The 13,198-nt window shown below is 75.7% G+C and carries 19 protein-coding genes; 12 read left to right on the top strand and 7 right to left on the bottom strand.

The annotated features are described in order from the left end of the window. Positions 1-150: 150 nt before the first annotated feature. The 4 genes from yajC to ruvC all read right to left on the bottom strand — a co-directional run bounded on the left by yajC (position 151) and on the right by ruvC (position 3,077). Positions 151-612 carry a preprotein translocase subunit YajC gene (gene yajC, locus ACQPYX_RS13480; protein ID WP_433803420.1) on the bottom strand — a complete coding sequence of 154 codons (462 nt, stop codon included), beginning with the start codon at positions 610-612 and terminating at the stop codon, positions 151-153. A 48-nt stretch (positions 613-660) separates the two neighbouring features. Continuing rightward, positions 661-1,734 (bottom strand): Holliday junction branch migration DNA helicase RuvB, encoded by a 1,074-nt coding sequence (ruvB, locus tag ACQPYX_RS13475; RefSeq protein WP_433803419.1) that lies wholly within the window; start codon positions 1,732-1,734, stop codon positions 661-663. A 28-nt stretch (positions 1,735-1,762) separates the two neighbouring features. Then, the gene (ruvA, locus tag ACQPYX_RS13470) at positions 1,763-2,389 is read right to left on the bottom strand and encodes a Holliday junction branch migration protein RuvA (protein ID WP_433803418.1); all 627 of its coding nucleotides are present in this window, start codon (positions 2,387-2,389) and stop codon (positions 1,763-1,765) included. Positions 2,390-2,504: 115 nt separating this feature from the next. Then, positions 2,505-3,077 carry a crossover junction endodeoxyribonuclease RuvC gene (ruvC, locus tag ACQPYX_RS13465; RefSeq protein ID WP_433803417.1) on the bottom strand — a complete coding sequence of 191 codons (573 nt, stop codon included), beginning with the start codon at positions 3,075-3,077 and terminating at the stop codon, positions 2,505-2,507. A gap of 107 nt (positions 3,078-3,184) precedes the next feature. Between ruvC and ACQPYX_RS13460 the strand changes: the two genes are divergently transcribed. After that, entirely contained in the window at positions 3,185-3,649 is a 465-nt protein-coding gene (locus ACQPYX_RS13460; protein ID WP_433803416.1) for a nuclear transport factor 2 family protein, read from the top strand. 9 nt (positions 3,650-3,658) lie between these two features. Here ACQPYX_RS13460 and ACQPYX_RS13455 read toward each other — a convergent pair whose 3' ends face one another. Continuing rightward, a complete protein-coding gene (locus ACQPYX_RS13455) occupies positions 3,659-4,330 on the bottom strand; it encodes an alpha-ketoglutarate-dependent dioxygenase AlkB (RefSeq protein WP_433803415.1) in 672 nt (223 codons plus the stop codon). Positions 4,331-4,405: 75 nt separating this feature from the next. Between ACQPYX_RS13455 and ACQPYX_RS13450 the strand changes: the two genes are divergently transcribed. From ACQPYX_RS13450 to ACQPYX_RS13435, 4 genes are all read left to right on the top strand, one after another. Next, positions 4,406-4,672 carry an acylphosphatase gene (locus tag ACQPYX_RS13450; RefSeq protein WP_433803414.1) on the top strand — a complete coding sequence of 89 codons (267 nt, stop codon included), beginning with the start codon at positions 4,406-4,408 and terminating at the stop codon, positions 4,670-4,672. Positions 4,673-4,682: 10 nt separating this feature from the next. After that, positions 4,683-5,786, top strand: coding sequence for a DNA glycosylase AlkZ-like family protein (locus ACQPYX_RS13445; protein ID WP_433803413.1), 1,104 nt, complete (start codon positions 4,683-4,685; stop codon positions 5,784-5,786). 68 nt (positions 5,787-5,854) lie between these two features. Further along, the gene (locus ACQPYX_RS13440) at positions 5,855-6,028 is read left to right on the top strand and encodes a CsbD family protein (protein ID WP_179792893.1); all 174 of its coding nucleotides are present in this window, start codon (positions 5,855-5,857) and stop codon (positions 6,026-6,028) included. Positions 6,029-6,261: 233 nt separating this feature from the next. After that, positions 6,262-7,233, top strand: a complete 972-nt coding sequence (locus ACQPYX_RS13435; RefSeq protein ID WP_433803412.1) for an FAD-dependent oxidoreductase — start codon at positions 6,262-6,264, stop codon at positions 7,231-7,233. On the opposite strand, the gene ACQPYX_RS13430 is transcribed toward ACQPYX_RS13435, so the two are convergent. Then, on the bottom strand, positions 7,230-7,997 hold the full coding sequence (locus ACQPYX_RS13430; RefSeq protein WP_433803411.1) for a hypothetical protein: 768 nt from the start codon (positions 7,995-7,997) through the stop codon (positions 7,230-7,232). The genes ACQPYX_RS13435 and ACQPYX_RS13430 overlap by 4 nt on opposite strands. 25 nt (positions 7,998-8,022) lie before the next feature. Between ACQPYX_RS13430 and ACQPYX_RS13425 the strand changes: the two genes are divergently transcribed. The 5 genes from ACQPYX_RS13425 (at position 8,023) to ACQPYX_RS13405 (ending at position 11,075) form a co-directional block, all read left to right on the top strand. Beyond that, complete coding sequence (locus tag ACQPYX_RS13425) at positions 8,023-8,619, top strand: hypothetical protein (RefSeq protein ID WP_433803410.1); 597 nt, start codon at positions 8,023-8,025, stop codon at positions 8,617-8,619. Continuing rightward, positions 8,619-9,359: a hypothetical protein gene (locus ACQPYX_RS13420; protein ID WP_433803409.1), complete on the top strand. Its 741-nt coding sequence runs from the start codon at positions 8,619-8,621 to the stop codon at positions 9,357-9,359. The genes ACQPYX_RS13425 and ACQPYX_RS13420 overlap by 1 nt, the downstream gene beginning before the upstream one ends. 84 nt (positions 9,360-9,443) lie before the next feature. After that, on the top strand, positions 9,444-9,950 hold the full coding sequence (locus ACQPYX_RS13415) for a hypothetical protein (RefSeq protein ID WP_433803408.1): 507 nt from the start codon (positions 9,444-9,446) through the stop codon (positions 9,948-9,950). Then, on the top strand, positions 9,947-10,564 hold the full coding sequence (locus tag ACQPYX_RS13410; protein ID WP_433803407.1) for a hypothetical protein: 618 nt from the start codon (positions 9,947-9,949) through the stop codon (positions 10,562-10,564). Before ACQPYX_RS13415 ends, ACQPYX_RS13410 begins: the two co-directional genes overlap by 4 nt. Before the next feature lie 37 nt (positions 10,565-10,601). Beyond that, positions 10,602-11,075 carry a hypothetical protein gene (locus ACQPYX_RS13405; RefSeq protein ID WP_433803406.1) on the top strand — a complete coding sequence of 158 codons (474 nt, stop codon included), beginning with the start codon at positions 10,602-10,604 and terminating at the stop codon, positions 11,073-11,075. Here the strand turns inward: ACQPYX_RS13405 and ACQPYX_RS13400 are convergent. After that, on the bottom strand, positions 11,065-11,508 hold the full coding sequence (locus ACQPYX_RS13400; RefSeq protein ID WP_433803405.1) for a DUF3293 domain-containing protein: 444 nt from the start codon (positions 11,506-11,508) through the stop codon (positions 11,065-11,067). The two genes, ACQPYX_RS13405 and ACQPYX_RS13400, sit on opposite strands and share 11 nt — an antisense overlap. 93 nt (positions 11,509-11,601) lie before the next feature. Here ACQPYX_RS13400 and ACQPYX_RS13395 point away from each other — a divergent pair, with 93 nt between their 5' ends. Beyond that, positions 11,602-12,900, top strand: a complete 1,299-nt coding sequence (locus ACQPYX_RS13395) for an SLC13 family permease (RefSeq protein ID WP_433803404.1) — start codon at positions 11,602-11,604, stop codon at positions 12,898-12,900. 40 nt (positions 12,901-12,940) lie between these two features. Next, a complete protein-coding gene (locus ACQPYX_RS13390) occupies positions 12,941-13,192 on the top strand; it encodes a hypothetical protein (RefSeq protein WP_433803403.1) in 252 nt (83 codons plus the stop codon). Positions 13,193-13,198: the final 6 nt, after the last annotated feature.

The following is a 13,198-nucleotide window of genomic DNA, read 5'->3' as shown; positions in this document are numbered from 1 at the left end:
GGCGTCGGTCATCGACGCCCGGCCCACGGGCGCCGCGGCACCGGGCCGCGGCGGCCCGCGAAGGACCTCACCGCAGGGTAGGACCACCCTCCGACAGCGACCGCACCCGGCCCGTGACGTGCGACCGGGCGGCGTCCGCTAGGGACGGTCTCAGTTGTTGCGCGACTCCTTCGTCCCCGCGGGGACGCCGTTGCCGCTCGGGTCGGCGGTGGGATCGCCGAACGCCTGGTCGGAGCGGGTGTCCTTCGGCTCGGCGGCCGTGGCGGGCGCCTGCACCGACGCGGCCGGCGCGGCGGGCGTGGCCGTCTCGAGAGCGGGCTCGTCGTCGGCGTCCTCGACCAGGGCGGCGTCGGCGTCGCTCGACAGCTTCTCGCGCACCGCGGCGCGCAGCCACGTGGTGATGACGTCCGGCGCGATCTCGAGATCGATCGTGCGCTCGTCGTCGGTGTCGACCACGGTGCCGCTGATCCCGGAGGTCATGAGCACGACGTCGCCGACCGAGATCGAGTTCTGCAGGTTCTCCTGCTGCTGCTGCTGCTTCTTCCGCTGACGGTTCGAGAAGAAGATCATGCCGATCATGAAGATGATCAGGAGCGGGAAGAGGAGGTCCATCTCTCTCCAATGCGGGTACTCGGTGCGGTCGACCCCGAGTCTGCCAGCTCAACCGAAGAGCGTCGGCGGGCCCTGCTCCTCCGATTCGTCCCGCACGTCCGGTTCGGGGGGTGTCTCGCCCAGGTGTCGCCACGCCGCCGGGGTGGCGACGCGCCCGCGGGGCGTCCGCGCCAGCATGCCCGCGCGCACCAGGTAGGGCTCGCAGACCTCCTCGACGGTGCCGGGCTCCTCCCCCACCGCGACGGCGAGGGTGGACACCCCCACCGGGCCGCCGCCGAACGAGCGCACCAGGGCCCCGAGCACGGCGCGGTCGAGCCGGTCGAGGCCCAGCTCGTCGACGTCGTAGACGGCCAGTGCCGCACGCGCGACGTCGCGGGTCACCCGACCGTCCGCCCGCACCTCCGCGTAGTCCCGCACACGGCGGAGCAGCCGGTTCGCGATGCGGGGCGTGCCGCGGGAGCGCCGGGCGATCTCCCGCCCGCCGTCGGGCTGCAGGTCCACCTCGAGGATCTGGGCGCTGCGGCGCACCACCAGCTCGAGGTCCGAGGGCTCGTAGAACTCCATGTGGCCGGTGAAGCCGAACCGGTCGCGCAGCGGTCCGGTCAGCGACCCGGCGCGGGTCGTCGCGCCGACGAGGGTGAAGGGGGCGACGTCCAGCGGGATGGACGTGGCTCCCGGGCCCTTCCCGACGACGATGTCGACGCGGAAGTCCTCCATCGCGAGGTAGAGCATCTCCTCGGCCGGCCGGGCCATCCGGTGGATCTCGTCGATGAACAGGACGTCGCCCTCGACCAGGTTCGACAGCATGGCCGCGAGGTCGCCGGCGCGCTCGAGGGCGGGACCGCTGGTGATCCGGACGCCGCTGCCGAGCTCGGTGCCGATGATCATCGCGAGGCTCGTCTTGCCCAGCCCGGGCGGGCCGGAGAGCAGGACGTGGTCCGGCGGGCGGCCGCGGCGCAGAGCGCCCTGCAGGACGAGGTCGAGCTGCTCACGCACCCGGGGCTGGCCGATGAACTCGGTGAGCCGGGCCGGGCGCAGACGGTTCTCCAGGTCGGACTCGCCGACCTCGCGGGTGGCGGCCAGCGCCCGCTCCAGGTCGGCCGAGAGCTCGTCCCCGCTCATGCCGTCCTCCCGTCGCCCCGCTCGCCCCTCACCGGTTGGGACCCAGCCGGTGCAGGGCCGCGCGCAGCACCGCGGAGGAGCCGGCGGACTCGCCGAGTGCCCCGACGGTCTCGTCCACGGCCTTCTCCGCGGGCTTGGCGGCGAACCCGAGGCCGACCAGGGCCTCGACGACCTGGTCGCGCATCGTGCCCGACGCGACGACCGACCCGATGCCGTCGCCGTCGGCGCCCGCGGGCGGGTCGGCGACCGGGTCGGGCGGGGCGACCTTGTCGCGCAGCTCGACCACGAGCCGCTCGGCACCCTTGCGCCCGATCCCGGGCACGCTCATCAGCGTGGTCAGGTTGCCGTCGGCGAGCGCCCGCGACAGGGCCGCCGGGTCGAGCACCGCGAGGGTCGCGAGGGCGAGCCGGGGGCCGACGCCGGTGACCGTCTGCAGCAGGCCGAACAGCTCCCGCTCGGCGGCGTCGGCGAACCCGAAGAGGGTGAGCGAGTCCTCCCGCACGACGAGGGCGGTCTCGAGCCGGGCGCTCTGCCCGCGGCGCAGACCGGCGAGCGTGGTGGGCGTGGCCTGGACCGCCATCCCGACGCCGCCGACCTCGACCACGGCGTGGTCCAGCCCCACCGAGAGGACCTCACCGCGCACCGACGAGATCATCGTCCACCTCTCCCCGCCCCACCGACGACCACGAACACCTGTTCGACACGGGACGCTACCGCGCGGGTCCGACGATCACGGGAGGACCCGCCGGGCCCCCGTCGGGTGACGGAGGTCAGCGGCGGGCGCCGCGCCGGGTCGCGGCGGCGAGCTTCGCGGCGTGCACGCGGGTGAGCTCGGCCGCCCGGGCCTGCGCCTCGGCCATCCGAGCAGCCATCGGCGCGCGCCAGCAGTGGCAGACCGCGAGGGCGAGGGCGTCCGCGGCGTCGGCCGGGCGCGGCGGGGTGTCGAGGGCGAGGACGCGGGTGACCATGGCGGTCACCTGCGCCTTGTCCGCGCGACCCGAACCGGTGACCGCGGCCTTCACCTCCGAGGGCGTGTGGAAGGCGACCGGCAGCCCGGCCCGGCCGGCGACGAGCGCCACCACCCCGCCCGCCTGGGCGGTGCCGATCACCGAGCGCACGTTGTGCTGGCTGAACACCCGCTCCACGGCGACGACGTCGGGGCGGTGCCGGTCGATCCAGCCCTCCACCGCGTCGGCGATCGCGCCCAGCCGGGCGGCCACCTCGTCGTCGGGCGGGGTGCGCACCACGTCGACGGCGATCGCGCGGACCTCCCGGCCACGCACGCCCTCGACCACCCCGAGGCCGCACCGCGTGAGGCCGGGGTCGACGCCCAGAACCCGCATCCGTCCCCCGTCGCTCGGTGGTGTTCCCGGCGCACGCTACCGACCGCTCCGGGACGACCCGGACGACGACGCGCCCGGCGCCCTCCGGACGTGGTGAGGTGATCACCATGAGCAGCTCCGAGGAGGCCCGCCCGCCGTTCCCGCCGTTCGACGCCGAGAGCGCCGGGAAGAAGGTCCGCGCGGCCGAGAACGCCTGGAACACGCGCGACCCGCAGAAGGTGTCGCTCGCCTACACGGCCGACACCGTGTGGCGGAACCGCGACACCTGGGTGCAGGGCCGGGACGAGGTCGTGGCGTTCCTGACCGGGAAGTGGGAGCGGGAGCTCGACTACGCGCTGCGCAAGTCGCTCTGGGCGTTCTCCGGCCACCGGATCGCGGTCCGCTTCCAGTACGAGTGCCGGGACGCCGACGGGCAGTGGTGGCGCTGCTACGGCAACGAGAACTGGGAGTTCGCCGAGAACGGCCTGATGCGCCGCCGGGAGGCGAGCATCAACGATCTGCGGATCGACGAGGCGGACCGCCGGATCCACGGCCCGCGCGCCGAGGGCGACGAGTCCGACCTGCCCGTGTGACGGCGACGCTCAGCGCAGCGCCCACGCCGGGACCTCGCGGGCGCGCTCCGTGCGGGCCGCCACCGGCCCCGGGTCGGAGTGCCGGAACGTCACGCTGATCCGGGGCCCGGCTCCGGGGTCCTTCGGCACGGTGTGCTGCCACTCGTGCTGGCAGCGTCCGCCCATCACGAGCAGGTCCCCGCCGCAGACCGTGAGCCAGCGGGTGCGCCCGCCCGCGCCCACGGGGCGGAGCCCGAACCGCCGCGGCGCCCCGAGCGACACGATCGCCACGACCGGCGCCGGGTGGGTGAACCGCACCCGGTCGCCGTGCCAGGCCACCGAGTCGGCCCCGTCGCGGTAGAAGTTGGCGGACACCCGGTCGAACGTCTCCCCGTAGTGCTCCGCGAGCACCGGACCGAGCTCCGCCGAGGGCTCCGGGGCGTCCGCGAGCGCCCACCCGCACGTGAGCCGCGGCTCGACGATCTCCTGCTCGAACATCCGGCGGCGCCGCTGCTGCCAGGGCACCTCGCGGACCAGCCGGTCGAACCACTCCTCGGCACCCGGCAACCAGCCCGGCACCACGTCCACCCACGACCGCGCGTCGAGCTGCGTGCGGTGCGCGCCGGACCACGACACGTCGGCGGACGGCCCCGACGCGAGACCGGGGACGTCGAACAGGGAGGGGGTGAAGACCGCCGTCATGCGCTACAGTCGAACACATGTTCGACGCACCGGCAAGCCGCGTCACCCGGCGGCCGCCAGGGTACGAAGCACGCCATGAGCGCGCGTCACCTCGTCGTCCACGGCACCGTGCAGGGTGTCTTCTTCCGTGCGAGCGCGGAGCAGGAGGCCGGTCGGCTCGGCGTGGCCGGGTGGGTCCGCAACCGTGCGGACGGCACGGTGGAGATGGTGGCGGAGGGCGACGACGACGCGGTCGAGGCCCTCGTCCGCTGGGCGCACGAGGGTCCGCGGCGCGCGGAGGTCACGGGGGTGGACGTCTCCGACCGCGAGCCGGAGGGCCTCTCCGGATTCGTCCAGCGGTGAGGACGCCGCCGTGAGCACCGAGGTCCGCACCCACCGCGTCCTGGCCCGACGCGCCCGGCGACACTTCCTCGCCGACGCGACGGCGCCGGACGCGGTCGCGGTCGCCGCGCGGCTGCTCGGGATCCAGGCCCAGGTGACGACGGCCGCGGACCAGGCCGTCGCGGTCCGTGGGCCGGCGGTGACCGCGGTGCGCGACGGGCTCGCCGACGGCTCCCTGGTCCGCACGTGGAGCGTGCGCGGCACGCTGCACGTCCTCGACACCGCCCGGGCGCCCGATCTCCTGGCCCTGCTCGCCGCCGCCCGCACGTGGGAGAAGGGCTCGTGGCAGCGGGAGTTCGCCACCGCCGACGAGATCGCCCGCCTCGCTGAACTGGTCGGCGACCTGCTCGTCGAGGGACCGCTCACCCGTGACGAACTGGTGGCGGGGCTCGCCCCGCACGTGTCCGACGGGCTCGCCGACCGGCTGGCGTCGGGCTGGGGCACGGTCCTCAAGCCCCTCGCCTGGCAGGGACTGCTCGTCAACGGTCCGCCCCGCGGCCGGCGCCCCACCTTCACGGCGCCCCCGTGGTCGACGCTCCCCGATCCCGACGAGGCCGCCGCCCGCGTGATCCCGGCCTACCTCGACGTGTACGGCCCCGCGAGCCCGGACACGTTCGACGCCTGGTTGCTGCGGGGCGGCACACGTCGGGCGACGCTGCGCCGCTGGTTCGCCGATCTCGTCGCGGCCGGGACGATCACGCCGGTGGTCACCGCGGACGGCGAGCCCCGCTACACCCGCACGGAGGACGTCGACGAGCTCGTCGCGGACGCTCCCCCGCCGCCGGACCACCTCCGGTTCCTGCCCGCCTTCGACACCTGGGTGCTCGGACCGGGGACGCGCGACGCCGACGTGCTCCCGCCCGAGCACCGCGGCCGCGTGAGCCGCGCCGCGGGCTGGATCGCCCCGGTCGTCGTGCGGTCCGGTCGGGTGGTCGGCACCTGGTCCGGGCGGGACGTGCACGACGCCGAGCTCTTCGACGGCGGGGAGCTGCCCGCGGACCTCGTCGACGCCGAGCACGAGCGCTGGCTCCGGATCACGTCCGACCCGCCGGCCGGGGAGAGCGGTTCCCCGTGATCGCGATCGGGTAGCCCGGCGGCCGAGCGGATCGCTCCCGATCCGACGTCCGACGGGAAGGGGACGCCATGAGCGGCGCCGACAAGGCCGAGAACAAGGGCGAGGAGCTCAAGGGCAAGGTCAAGGAGACCGCCGGCAGCGCGGTCGGCAACGAGTCCCTCGAGGCCGAGGGCAAGGCCGACCAGAGCAAGAGCAGCATCAAGCAGGCCGGCGAGAAGATCAAGGACGCCTTCAAGTCCTGACGACGCCCGACCGACGGCGCCCGTGGCCCCGGCCCGGGCGCCGTCGTCGTGTGCGGGGACGTCGACGTGGTGATCGACAACGTACGAGGACGTTTTCCGACACCGGCGGGACGCGGCCAGGTCGTTCGCAAGACGACTCGCGGTGGACCTCGGTCACCGCAGCCTCGGTCCGTTCGGGTGACCACGAGGCACTCCCGGCCGCCTCGGTCCTCGCCGCCGCTACGGTCCGTCCCGTGTCGACCGTCCCGACGACCCGTCCCGAGGTCGTCGTCGTGGGAGCGGGCGTCGTCGGTCTGACCACCGCGGCGGTGCTCGCCGACGCCGGGCTGCGCACCGAGGTGTGGAGCGCCGACGACCCGTCGACCACCGTCTCGGCCCACGCCGCGGGAGTGTGGACGCCGATGTCGCAGGCGCCGCTGAGCGCGTCGCTGGCGTGGGCGGAGCGCTCGTTGCGGGAGTTCTGCGAGCTGAGCCGCGTGCCGGGCTCCGGGGTCACGCTGGCCGAGGGCCTCACCCTGACGCCCCTGGACAGCGGGGGCCACCTCCCGCCGCTCACCCGGCTGTCCCCCGATCTCCGGGACGCCCGTCCCGACGAGCTGCCGGTCGGGTTCGCCGCCGGGCTGCGCTACCGCCTGCCGCGCATCGACATGCCGCGCTACGTGGTGTGGTTGCTCGACCGGTTGACCGCGTCCGGCGGGCAGGTCGTCCGCCGCCGGGTGGAGAGCCTCGCCGAGCCCCTGGCGACCGCACCCGTCGTCGTGAACGCCTCCGGCCTGGGAGCCCGGGACCTGACCCCCGACCCGGCGGTCCGACCCGTGTTCTCGCAGTACGTGGTCACGGACAACCCGGGGTTGGACCGGGTCGTCGTGGACACCACCGACCAGCGGCGATGGGTCTCGATCATCCCGCACCCCGACCGCGTCCACCTCGGCGGCGTGCGCGTGAGCGGGCGCGACGACGACCGCCCCGACCGGGAGCTGGCCTCCGACGTGCTGCGGCGCTGCCGCGAGGTCGAGCCGGCCCTGGTCGACGCCCGGGTCCTGCGCGTGGACACCGGGCTGCTCCCGAGCCGCCCGACCATGCGGGTCGAGACCGAGGACCGCGCCGAGGGCCTGGTGGTGCACGCCTACGGACACGCGAGCGGCGGGGTGACCGTCAGCTGGGGCGTGGCCCACGCGGTCGCCGCGCTGGTCATCCGACGCTAGAAGGGCCGGCGTCCGACCCCGGCGGCCCGTGGCGGCGGGACGACCTCACCGCGGGCGCGCTGCGCGGCGTGTCGCAGCACCTCCACCAGCCGGTCGCCGTTGCGCCGGCCGGTCACCGGGTCGAGCCGGTCGTGCACCAGCGGGTTCGGATGGGGCGCGCGGGACACGGTCGCGCGGGTGAGCTGCCACGGCAGGCCCGCCCGCCGGACCAGGACGTCCCACGCCTTCGCCGCCGGGGCGCCGAGCAGGACCACCTCGGACGGCGGCGTGCCGAGCAGGTCGAGGAACTCCGCGAGGCGCGGCTTCGCGCGCACCACCTCGTCGACCAGGCGGCGGGGTGGGTGGTGGTTCGGGTTGGCGATCCACCACGGGACGAGGTGCCAGTGCAGGGTCACCTCGTGCTCGAGCCCGGCTCGGTCCGCGGCCCGGTAGAGGTTGGCCGAGACCGCGTCGTTGGCGTAGCGGCTGACGAACCCGCTGCCGTCCTCGGCGTCCGCGGCCGGTTCGTGCAGGAGCAGCAGCACCCGCGCGCCGTCCGCCGCGGCCGTGGGGTCGACGTACGGGACGTTCTCCAGCGTGGTGTCGCGGAGGCGGTCGACCCAGCGGTTCAGCCGCCCGGGGCCGCCGTCGTGCCGGCGGGCCCACCAGTACGCGTGCCGCTCGGGGTCGAGCTCCCGGCTGAACAGCTCGCCCCGACGCTGCGCGAGCCGGTTCCACACGACCCGCTCCGGCCGGGCCACCGGGCGTCGCTCGTCCTGCCCCACGCGCTCCACCCTAGGGTGCGCCACAATGCGCGGCGTGCTGTTCGCCCGGCGCTTCGCGGAGCCGATCGCGCGCGGGGAGGTCGACCTCACCTTCCGGCGGTGGCGCCGCGCGCAGGTCCGGGCCGGGCACCCGTACCGCACCCCGGTCGGGCGGCTGCACGTCGACGCGGTCGACGAGGTCGAGCCGGGGTCGGTCACCGACGCGGACGCGGTCCGGGCGGGCTTCCCGACGGCGGATGCGGTGCTCGCCGAGGCCGGGCGCCACGCGGCAGACGGCACACCGCTCTTCCGCATCCGGTTCCACCTGCTCGACGAGCCGGACCCGCGCGCCGAACTGGCGGGGAGCCCGCCGTCGGGACCGGAGTGCGAGGCCATCGCGGCGCGGCTCGACGCGATGGACCGACGCAGCGCCCACGGCCCGTGGACGTGGGCGTCGCTCCGGGCGATCGCGCGGGAGCCCGGGCGGCGCGCCCCCGACCTGGCCGCCGGAGCCGGCCGCGAGACCGCGCCGTTCAAGGCCGACGTCCGCAAGCTCAAGGCGCTCGGTCTGACCCACTCGCTCCCCGTCGGCTACGAACTCTCGCCACGTGGCCGGGCGGTGCTCGCCCACCGGGAGCCCTGATGGCCGACGACGTCGTGGTGCGGCTGGTCGGCGGGCCCGACCACCCCGGGGAGCTCGACGCCGCGGGGCTGCGGGGGCTGCTGGCCGCGCTGCAGCTGCTCACCACGCGGGTGGCGCGTCACCTCGTGGACCAGGCGCGGCCCGGCCGCAGCGCCGGGGTGGTCGAGCGCTCGGCCCGGGTGCGGGTCGTCGGGCTCGCCGCGGAGGGCACGGCGACGGTGCTGCGGTGCGCGGTCGGCGAGGAGGGCGTGCTGGGCGACGGCCTCGAGCACGAGGTCACCGACGCCGTGTTCGAGCTCGTGCGGGGTCTGTGGAACGAGGTGCCGCCCGGCTGGACGACGCCGCTGCTCGGCGAGGCGTGCGTGGACCTGCTCGACGCCCTGGCGCGGGTCGGGCGCACCGCGACGTTCGGCGGGGCCCGGTTCCGCGAGGTCAGCTTCGCGCCGGGCGCCCTGTCCCGGGACGTCTGGCCGCGGGAGGACGCGCCGCGCCGGTACGGGTCGGCCGCGACCGTGCGCGGCCGGCTGGACCGCGTCGACCTGCGGCGACGGATGCTGCGGGTGCTCGACGAGACCGGCGCCGACGTGGTGGTCGAGAGCGTGCTCGCCGGCCTCGACGTCGACGGCGACCCGTTCGTCGAGGCGGCCCGGCTGATCGGCGCGGAGGTGGTGGTGACCGGCCCCGCGAGCCGGGGTCCGGGCGGGCTGCGCCTGCGCGGCGCAACGGTCCGGCGGGCCTGACCGCGGACCGGGAAATGCCGGGAACCGATCGGCGCCCGGCGCACTCCAAGGGGATGACGGCACCCGTGATCCCCAGGAGGCCCCGTGAGCACGACCGTCCTCGCCCCCGTCCCGTTCCCCCTCCCCCTGCCCGGCTGGGACGGCGTGGTGGTCACCGCCCTGGTGCCGCCCGCCGCCCTGCCGCTGCTCCGCCCGCGGCGGCCCGGGGAGACCGTGCGGCTCGCCCTCGCCATCGCCGACCACGAGGTGCGGGCGGCCTTCGTCGGCGCCGACCGGTGGCGCACCGACGGCCGGGCCCGGCTCGACGCCCGCGGCTCGTTCGGCCGCCGGCCGCGCGAACCACTCTGCTCCCCCGGCTTCCTCGAGGTCGTTGGACGACGCTGGCCGCTCGACGCCGGCGCCGACGTGCGGGCGGGCGCCCGCCTCGAGGTCGCGGGTGTGCTCCACGTCGCCCTGGACGCGGCGCCGTACGTCCGGCCCTGGACGATCCGGGCCTGGCGGCGGGAGGGCCGGGCCGCCGTGGTCGACCTGGTCGCCACGGTCGAGCCGGCCGGGCCGGTCGGCGCGGCGCCTGCCGGAGCGTCGGCATGAGACGGCCCCGCCGTCGACCCGTCCGCGTCGCGGGCGACCGGCGCGGCGGCCCCGTCGCCGTCCGACACGCCCGCACCGACGAGCTGGCCGTTCAGCTGCCGGGGACGTTCCTCGACGATCCCGACCTGGCCGCGCTCGTGCCCGGGCGCCTGATCGACGCCGCACCCGCCCTGTTCGTGGCCGAGACGCTGCCCGTCGGGACGGGCCGCGACGGGTGGAGCCACGACGAGCTCGGCCTCGTGCGCGCCCAGGGCACCGTGCTGACGGCGCTGCCGAGCGCCGACGACTCGGCCCCGGTCAGCGTCCTCGACGCGGGCGAACGGCTGTTCCCGCTGTTCTGGTCGACGGCCGAGCCGCGGACGGGCCGCCTCGCCGTCGGCGGGGCGCTGTACCTCGACCCGGAGCTGGCGCCGGGGACGGACCACGGCGAGCAGGTGGCGCTGTGCCGGGAGCGCTACCGGGTGACCGCGATCCGGCTCTCCTCGCGACTGTCGTGGCGTCCGGAGCCACCGCGCCGGCTCACCGCGGTGCCCCGGCAGGTGGACGAGGACCTCGTGCTGGTGATCGGGCTGCTGCCGGTCGGGGTCGCCGACACGCGTCCCCGCGTCGGCTGACCGGGTGCCGACACCGCCAGGGCCTACGGTGCACGGCGTGCGGGTGGAGGCGGTCGTGCCGGCGTGGATGCTGGCCGACGGGGAGTACGTCGGGCTGGCGCCCGGCGACCTCGTGCACACCGGCTTCGCGCTCGCCGTCACCGCGACCGGACCCGGCGGGTCCGAGGGCCTCGAGCAGTCCGGTGGGCGTCCGGGGCTCACCACCGCCGACGGGCGGACGGAGGCCGTCGAGCGCACGACGGTGCTCCGCTGCGGCCCGTGGTGTCTCGTGCTCCTCGCGGCGAACCGGGTGCCGGCCGACGCGGACCTGCAGGTGGAGGGCTGGCTGACCGTCGAGCCCTTCCTCTGGGTCCCCGACGGCGGGCTCGCGCGGGCCTGCCCGGAGGGGCGCCTCGGGTGGACCGTCGCCCGGGTGCGCGCCGTCGGCGGGGCCGCGGCGGAGCTCGCGAGGCTGCCGGGTGAGGCCGACGTCGACCCGGACGCGGCCTACGTCCTCGACCTCACCCGCTGATCCGCCAGCCCGCGTCGCTCGACGGGCCCCCGTCGCAGGGCAGGACCGACCACGCCGCGGCGCTCCACCGGAACACCGCGTCCTGGCCGTACCGGGCGCCCAGGGCCACCGCCTCATCGTCGGTGAGCCCCTCGACGAGCACGCCGTGCTCGGTGTGCGAGCCGTCGACGGCGCCGGTCTCGGACGCCCACCGCCGGACGTGCGCGGGGAGCTCCGACACCAGCGCCCGGTGCCGGCGGGCGTTCTCGGCGGCGGGCAGCCGGGCCGCGCCGGGGTCGTACGCCGTCAGGACGTGGACCGGGGCGTCGAACGGGAAGCGTCCGGTGCGCTCGCCCGGCGGGGCGGGGTGCACCTCGAGCGGCGCGCCGTCGAGATCTGGCACCCGCAGCCGGGCGAGCCGGTAGCCGACGAAGCGTTCCTCGCGCCCGGACACGGCGCCCATCGTGCCCTGTCCGGTTTGACGGACTGCGCGCCGTGTGTCGCAATCCCCGCACCACCGGCGGGTGGCGGGCTCACGGAGGTGCGCATGGGACCGGAGGTCGTCTCGATCCTGGTGCTGGTGGCGATGTTCGTGATCGCCACCCTGCTCCCGGTCAACCTCGGGGCGATCGGCTTCGTCGCCGCCGCCGGGGTGGGCGTGCTGGTGGCGGGGCTCGGTCTCGACGACGCGCTCGCGGGCTTCCCGACGGATCTCTTCCTGATCCTCGTCGGGCTGATGTTCCTGTTCGGCATCGCCCAGCAGAACGGCACGATCGACCTGCTGGTGCACGGGTCGATGCGGCTCGTCCGCGGCCACCTGGTCGCGGCGCCCTGGATCTTCTTCACGCTCGCCGCGGTGTTCTCCGCGATCGGGGCGCTGTTCGCGGTGGCCATCGTGGCGCCGCTCGCGATGCCGTTCGCCCGCCGGTACCGGATCGACCTCCTGCTGATGGGCATGATGGTCGTCCACGGGTCCCTGGCCGGGGCGTTCTCCCCGATCAGCGTCTACGGCGTCGTCGTGAACGGGATCGTGGGCGGTACGCCCCTGCCCTCGAGCCCGCTGACCCTCTTCCTCGTACCGCTGGCGTTCAACGTCGTCATCGCGGCGGCGGTCTTCCTGCTGCTCGGCGGCCGCGACCTGATGGGGGTGCGCTCGCACCACGTCGAGCAGGAGGAGGAGCCCGACGACGAGGCGGGGCCGGAGGGCGCGGGCGGGGTCGCGGTGCGCGAGCGGACCGCGACGCGGGTGAGCTACCCCCAGGTGCTGACCCTCGCGGCGATCGTGGTCCTGGCGGTCGGCACCGTCGGCTTCGGGCTGGACGTCGGCGTCCTGGCGATGAGCCTCGCCGTCGTGATCGGCATCCTCTCCCCCGCCGGCAACGCCGAGGCGCTCAAGGGCATCAGCTGGTCGACCGTGCTCCTGGTGTGCGGCGTGATCACCTACGTCGGGGTCCTCCAGGAGGTCGGGACCACGGACCTGGTGGGGCAGGGCATCGTCGCGCTCGGCGTCCCGCTGGTGGTGGCCCTGCTCCTGCTCTACCTCGGCGGCGTGCTCTCCGCCTTCGCGTCCTCGGCGGGGATCATCGGGGTCGCGATCCCGCTCGCGCTGCCGTTCCTGCTGCAGGGCTCGGTGAGCGCGATCGGCATGGTCGCCGCCCTGGCCGTCGCCACCACCGTCGTCGACGTCAGCCCGTTCTCGACCAACGGGGCGCTGGTGCTCGCGAGCACGCCCGAGGACGTCGACCGGGACGCCTTCTACCGCCGGATGCTCGCCTACGCGGGCACCGTGGTCGTCCTGGGGCCGCTGCTCGCGTGGGCCGTGCTGATCCTGCCGGGGTGGCTGTAGATCTTGACCTCGGCGGGTGACGGCGGTCACCATTGTTGGGATGACCAAGGATCGGATCGTGAACGTGCTCGGCGTCCTCGGGGCGATCTTCTGTCTGGTGGCGGTGCTCACCGGCTTCGGGCACGCCGCGGAGGGCGACGACGATGACGACGCCCCCGCCGCCCCGCCGCCGACCAGCCAGGTCGTGCCGGCCCCTGCCCCGGCTCCCGGGGCGCCGGCCCTGACCCAGGTTCCCGCGCCCGCCGCACCCGCTCCGGCGCAGGACGACGACGGGGACGACGACGACGGCTAGGCCCGT

This window comes from Actinomycetospora sp. CA-084318, from assembly GCF_050955885.1.
Lineage (GTDB): Bacteria > Actinomycetota > Actinomycetes > Mycobacteriales > Pseudonocardiaceae > Actinomycetospora.
This window is presented reverse-complemented; position numbering and strand designations above follow the sequence as displayed.

Coding starts and splice junctions, on each gene's coding strand:
- yajC (WP_433803420.1), bottom strand. CDS start 612: ATGGACCTCCTCTTCCCGCTCCTGATCATCTTCATGATCGGCATGATC.
- ruvB (WP_433803419.1), bottom strand. CDS start 1,734: ATGAGCGGGGACGAGCTCTCGGCCGACCTGGAGCGGGCGCTGGCCGCC.
- ruvA (WP_433803418.1), bottom strand. CDS start 2,389: ATGATCTCGTCGGTGCGCGGTGAGGTCCTCTCGGTGGGGCTGGACCAC.
- ruvC (WP_433803417.1), bottom strand. CDS start 3,077: ATGCGGGTTCTGGGCGTCGACCCCGGCCTCACGCGGTGCGGCCTCGGG.
- ACQPYX_RS13460 (WP_433803416.1), top strand. CDS start 3,185: ATGAGCAGCTCCGAGGAGGCCCGCCCGCCGTTCCCGCCGTTCGACGCC.
- ACQPYX_RS13455 (WP_433803415.1), bottom strand. CDS start 4,330: ATGACGGCGGTCTTCACCCCCTCCCTGTTCGACGTCCCCGGTCTCGCG.
- ACQPYX_RS13450 (WP_433803414.1), top strand. CDS start 4,406: ATGAGCGCGCGTCACCTCGTCGTCCACGGCACCGTGCAGGGTGTCTTC.
- ACQPYX_RS13440 (WP_179792893.1), top strand. CDS start 5,855: ATGAGCGGCGCCGACAAGGCCGAGAACAAGGGCGAGGAGCTCAAGGGC.
- ACQPYX_RS13425 (WP_433803410.1), top strand. CDS start 8,023: ATGCGCGGCGTGCTGTTCGCCCGGCGCTTCGCGGAGCCGATCGCGCGC.
- ACQPYX_RS13420 (WP_433803409.1), top strand. CDS start 8,619: ATGGCCGACGACGTCGTGGTGCGGCTGGTCGGCGGGCCCGACCACCCC.
- ACQPYX_RS13410 (WP_433803407.1), top strand. CDS start 9,947: ATGAGACGGCCCCGCCGTCGACCCGTCCGCGTCGCGGGCGACCGGCGC.
- ACQPYX_RS13395 (WP_433803404.1), top strand. CDS start 11,602: ATGGGACCGGAGGTCGTCTCGATCCTGGTGCTGGTGGCGATGTTCGTG.
- ACQPYX_RS13390 (WP_433803403.1), top strand. CDS start 12,941: ATGACCAAGGATCGGATCGTGAACGTGCTCGGCGTCCTCGGGGCGATC.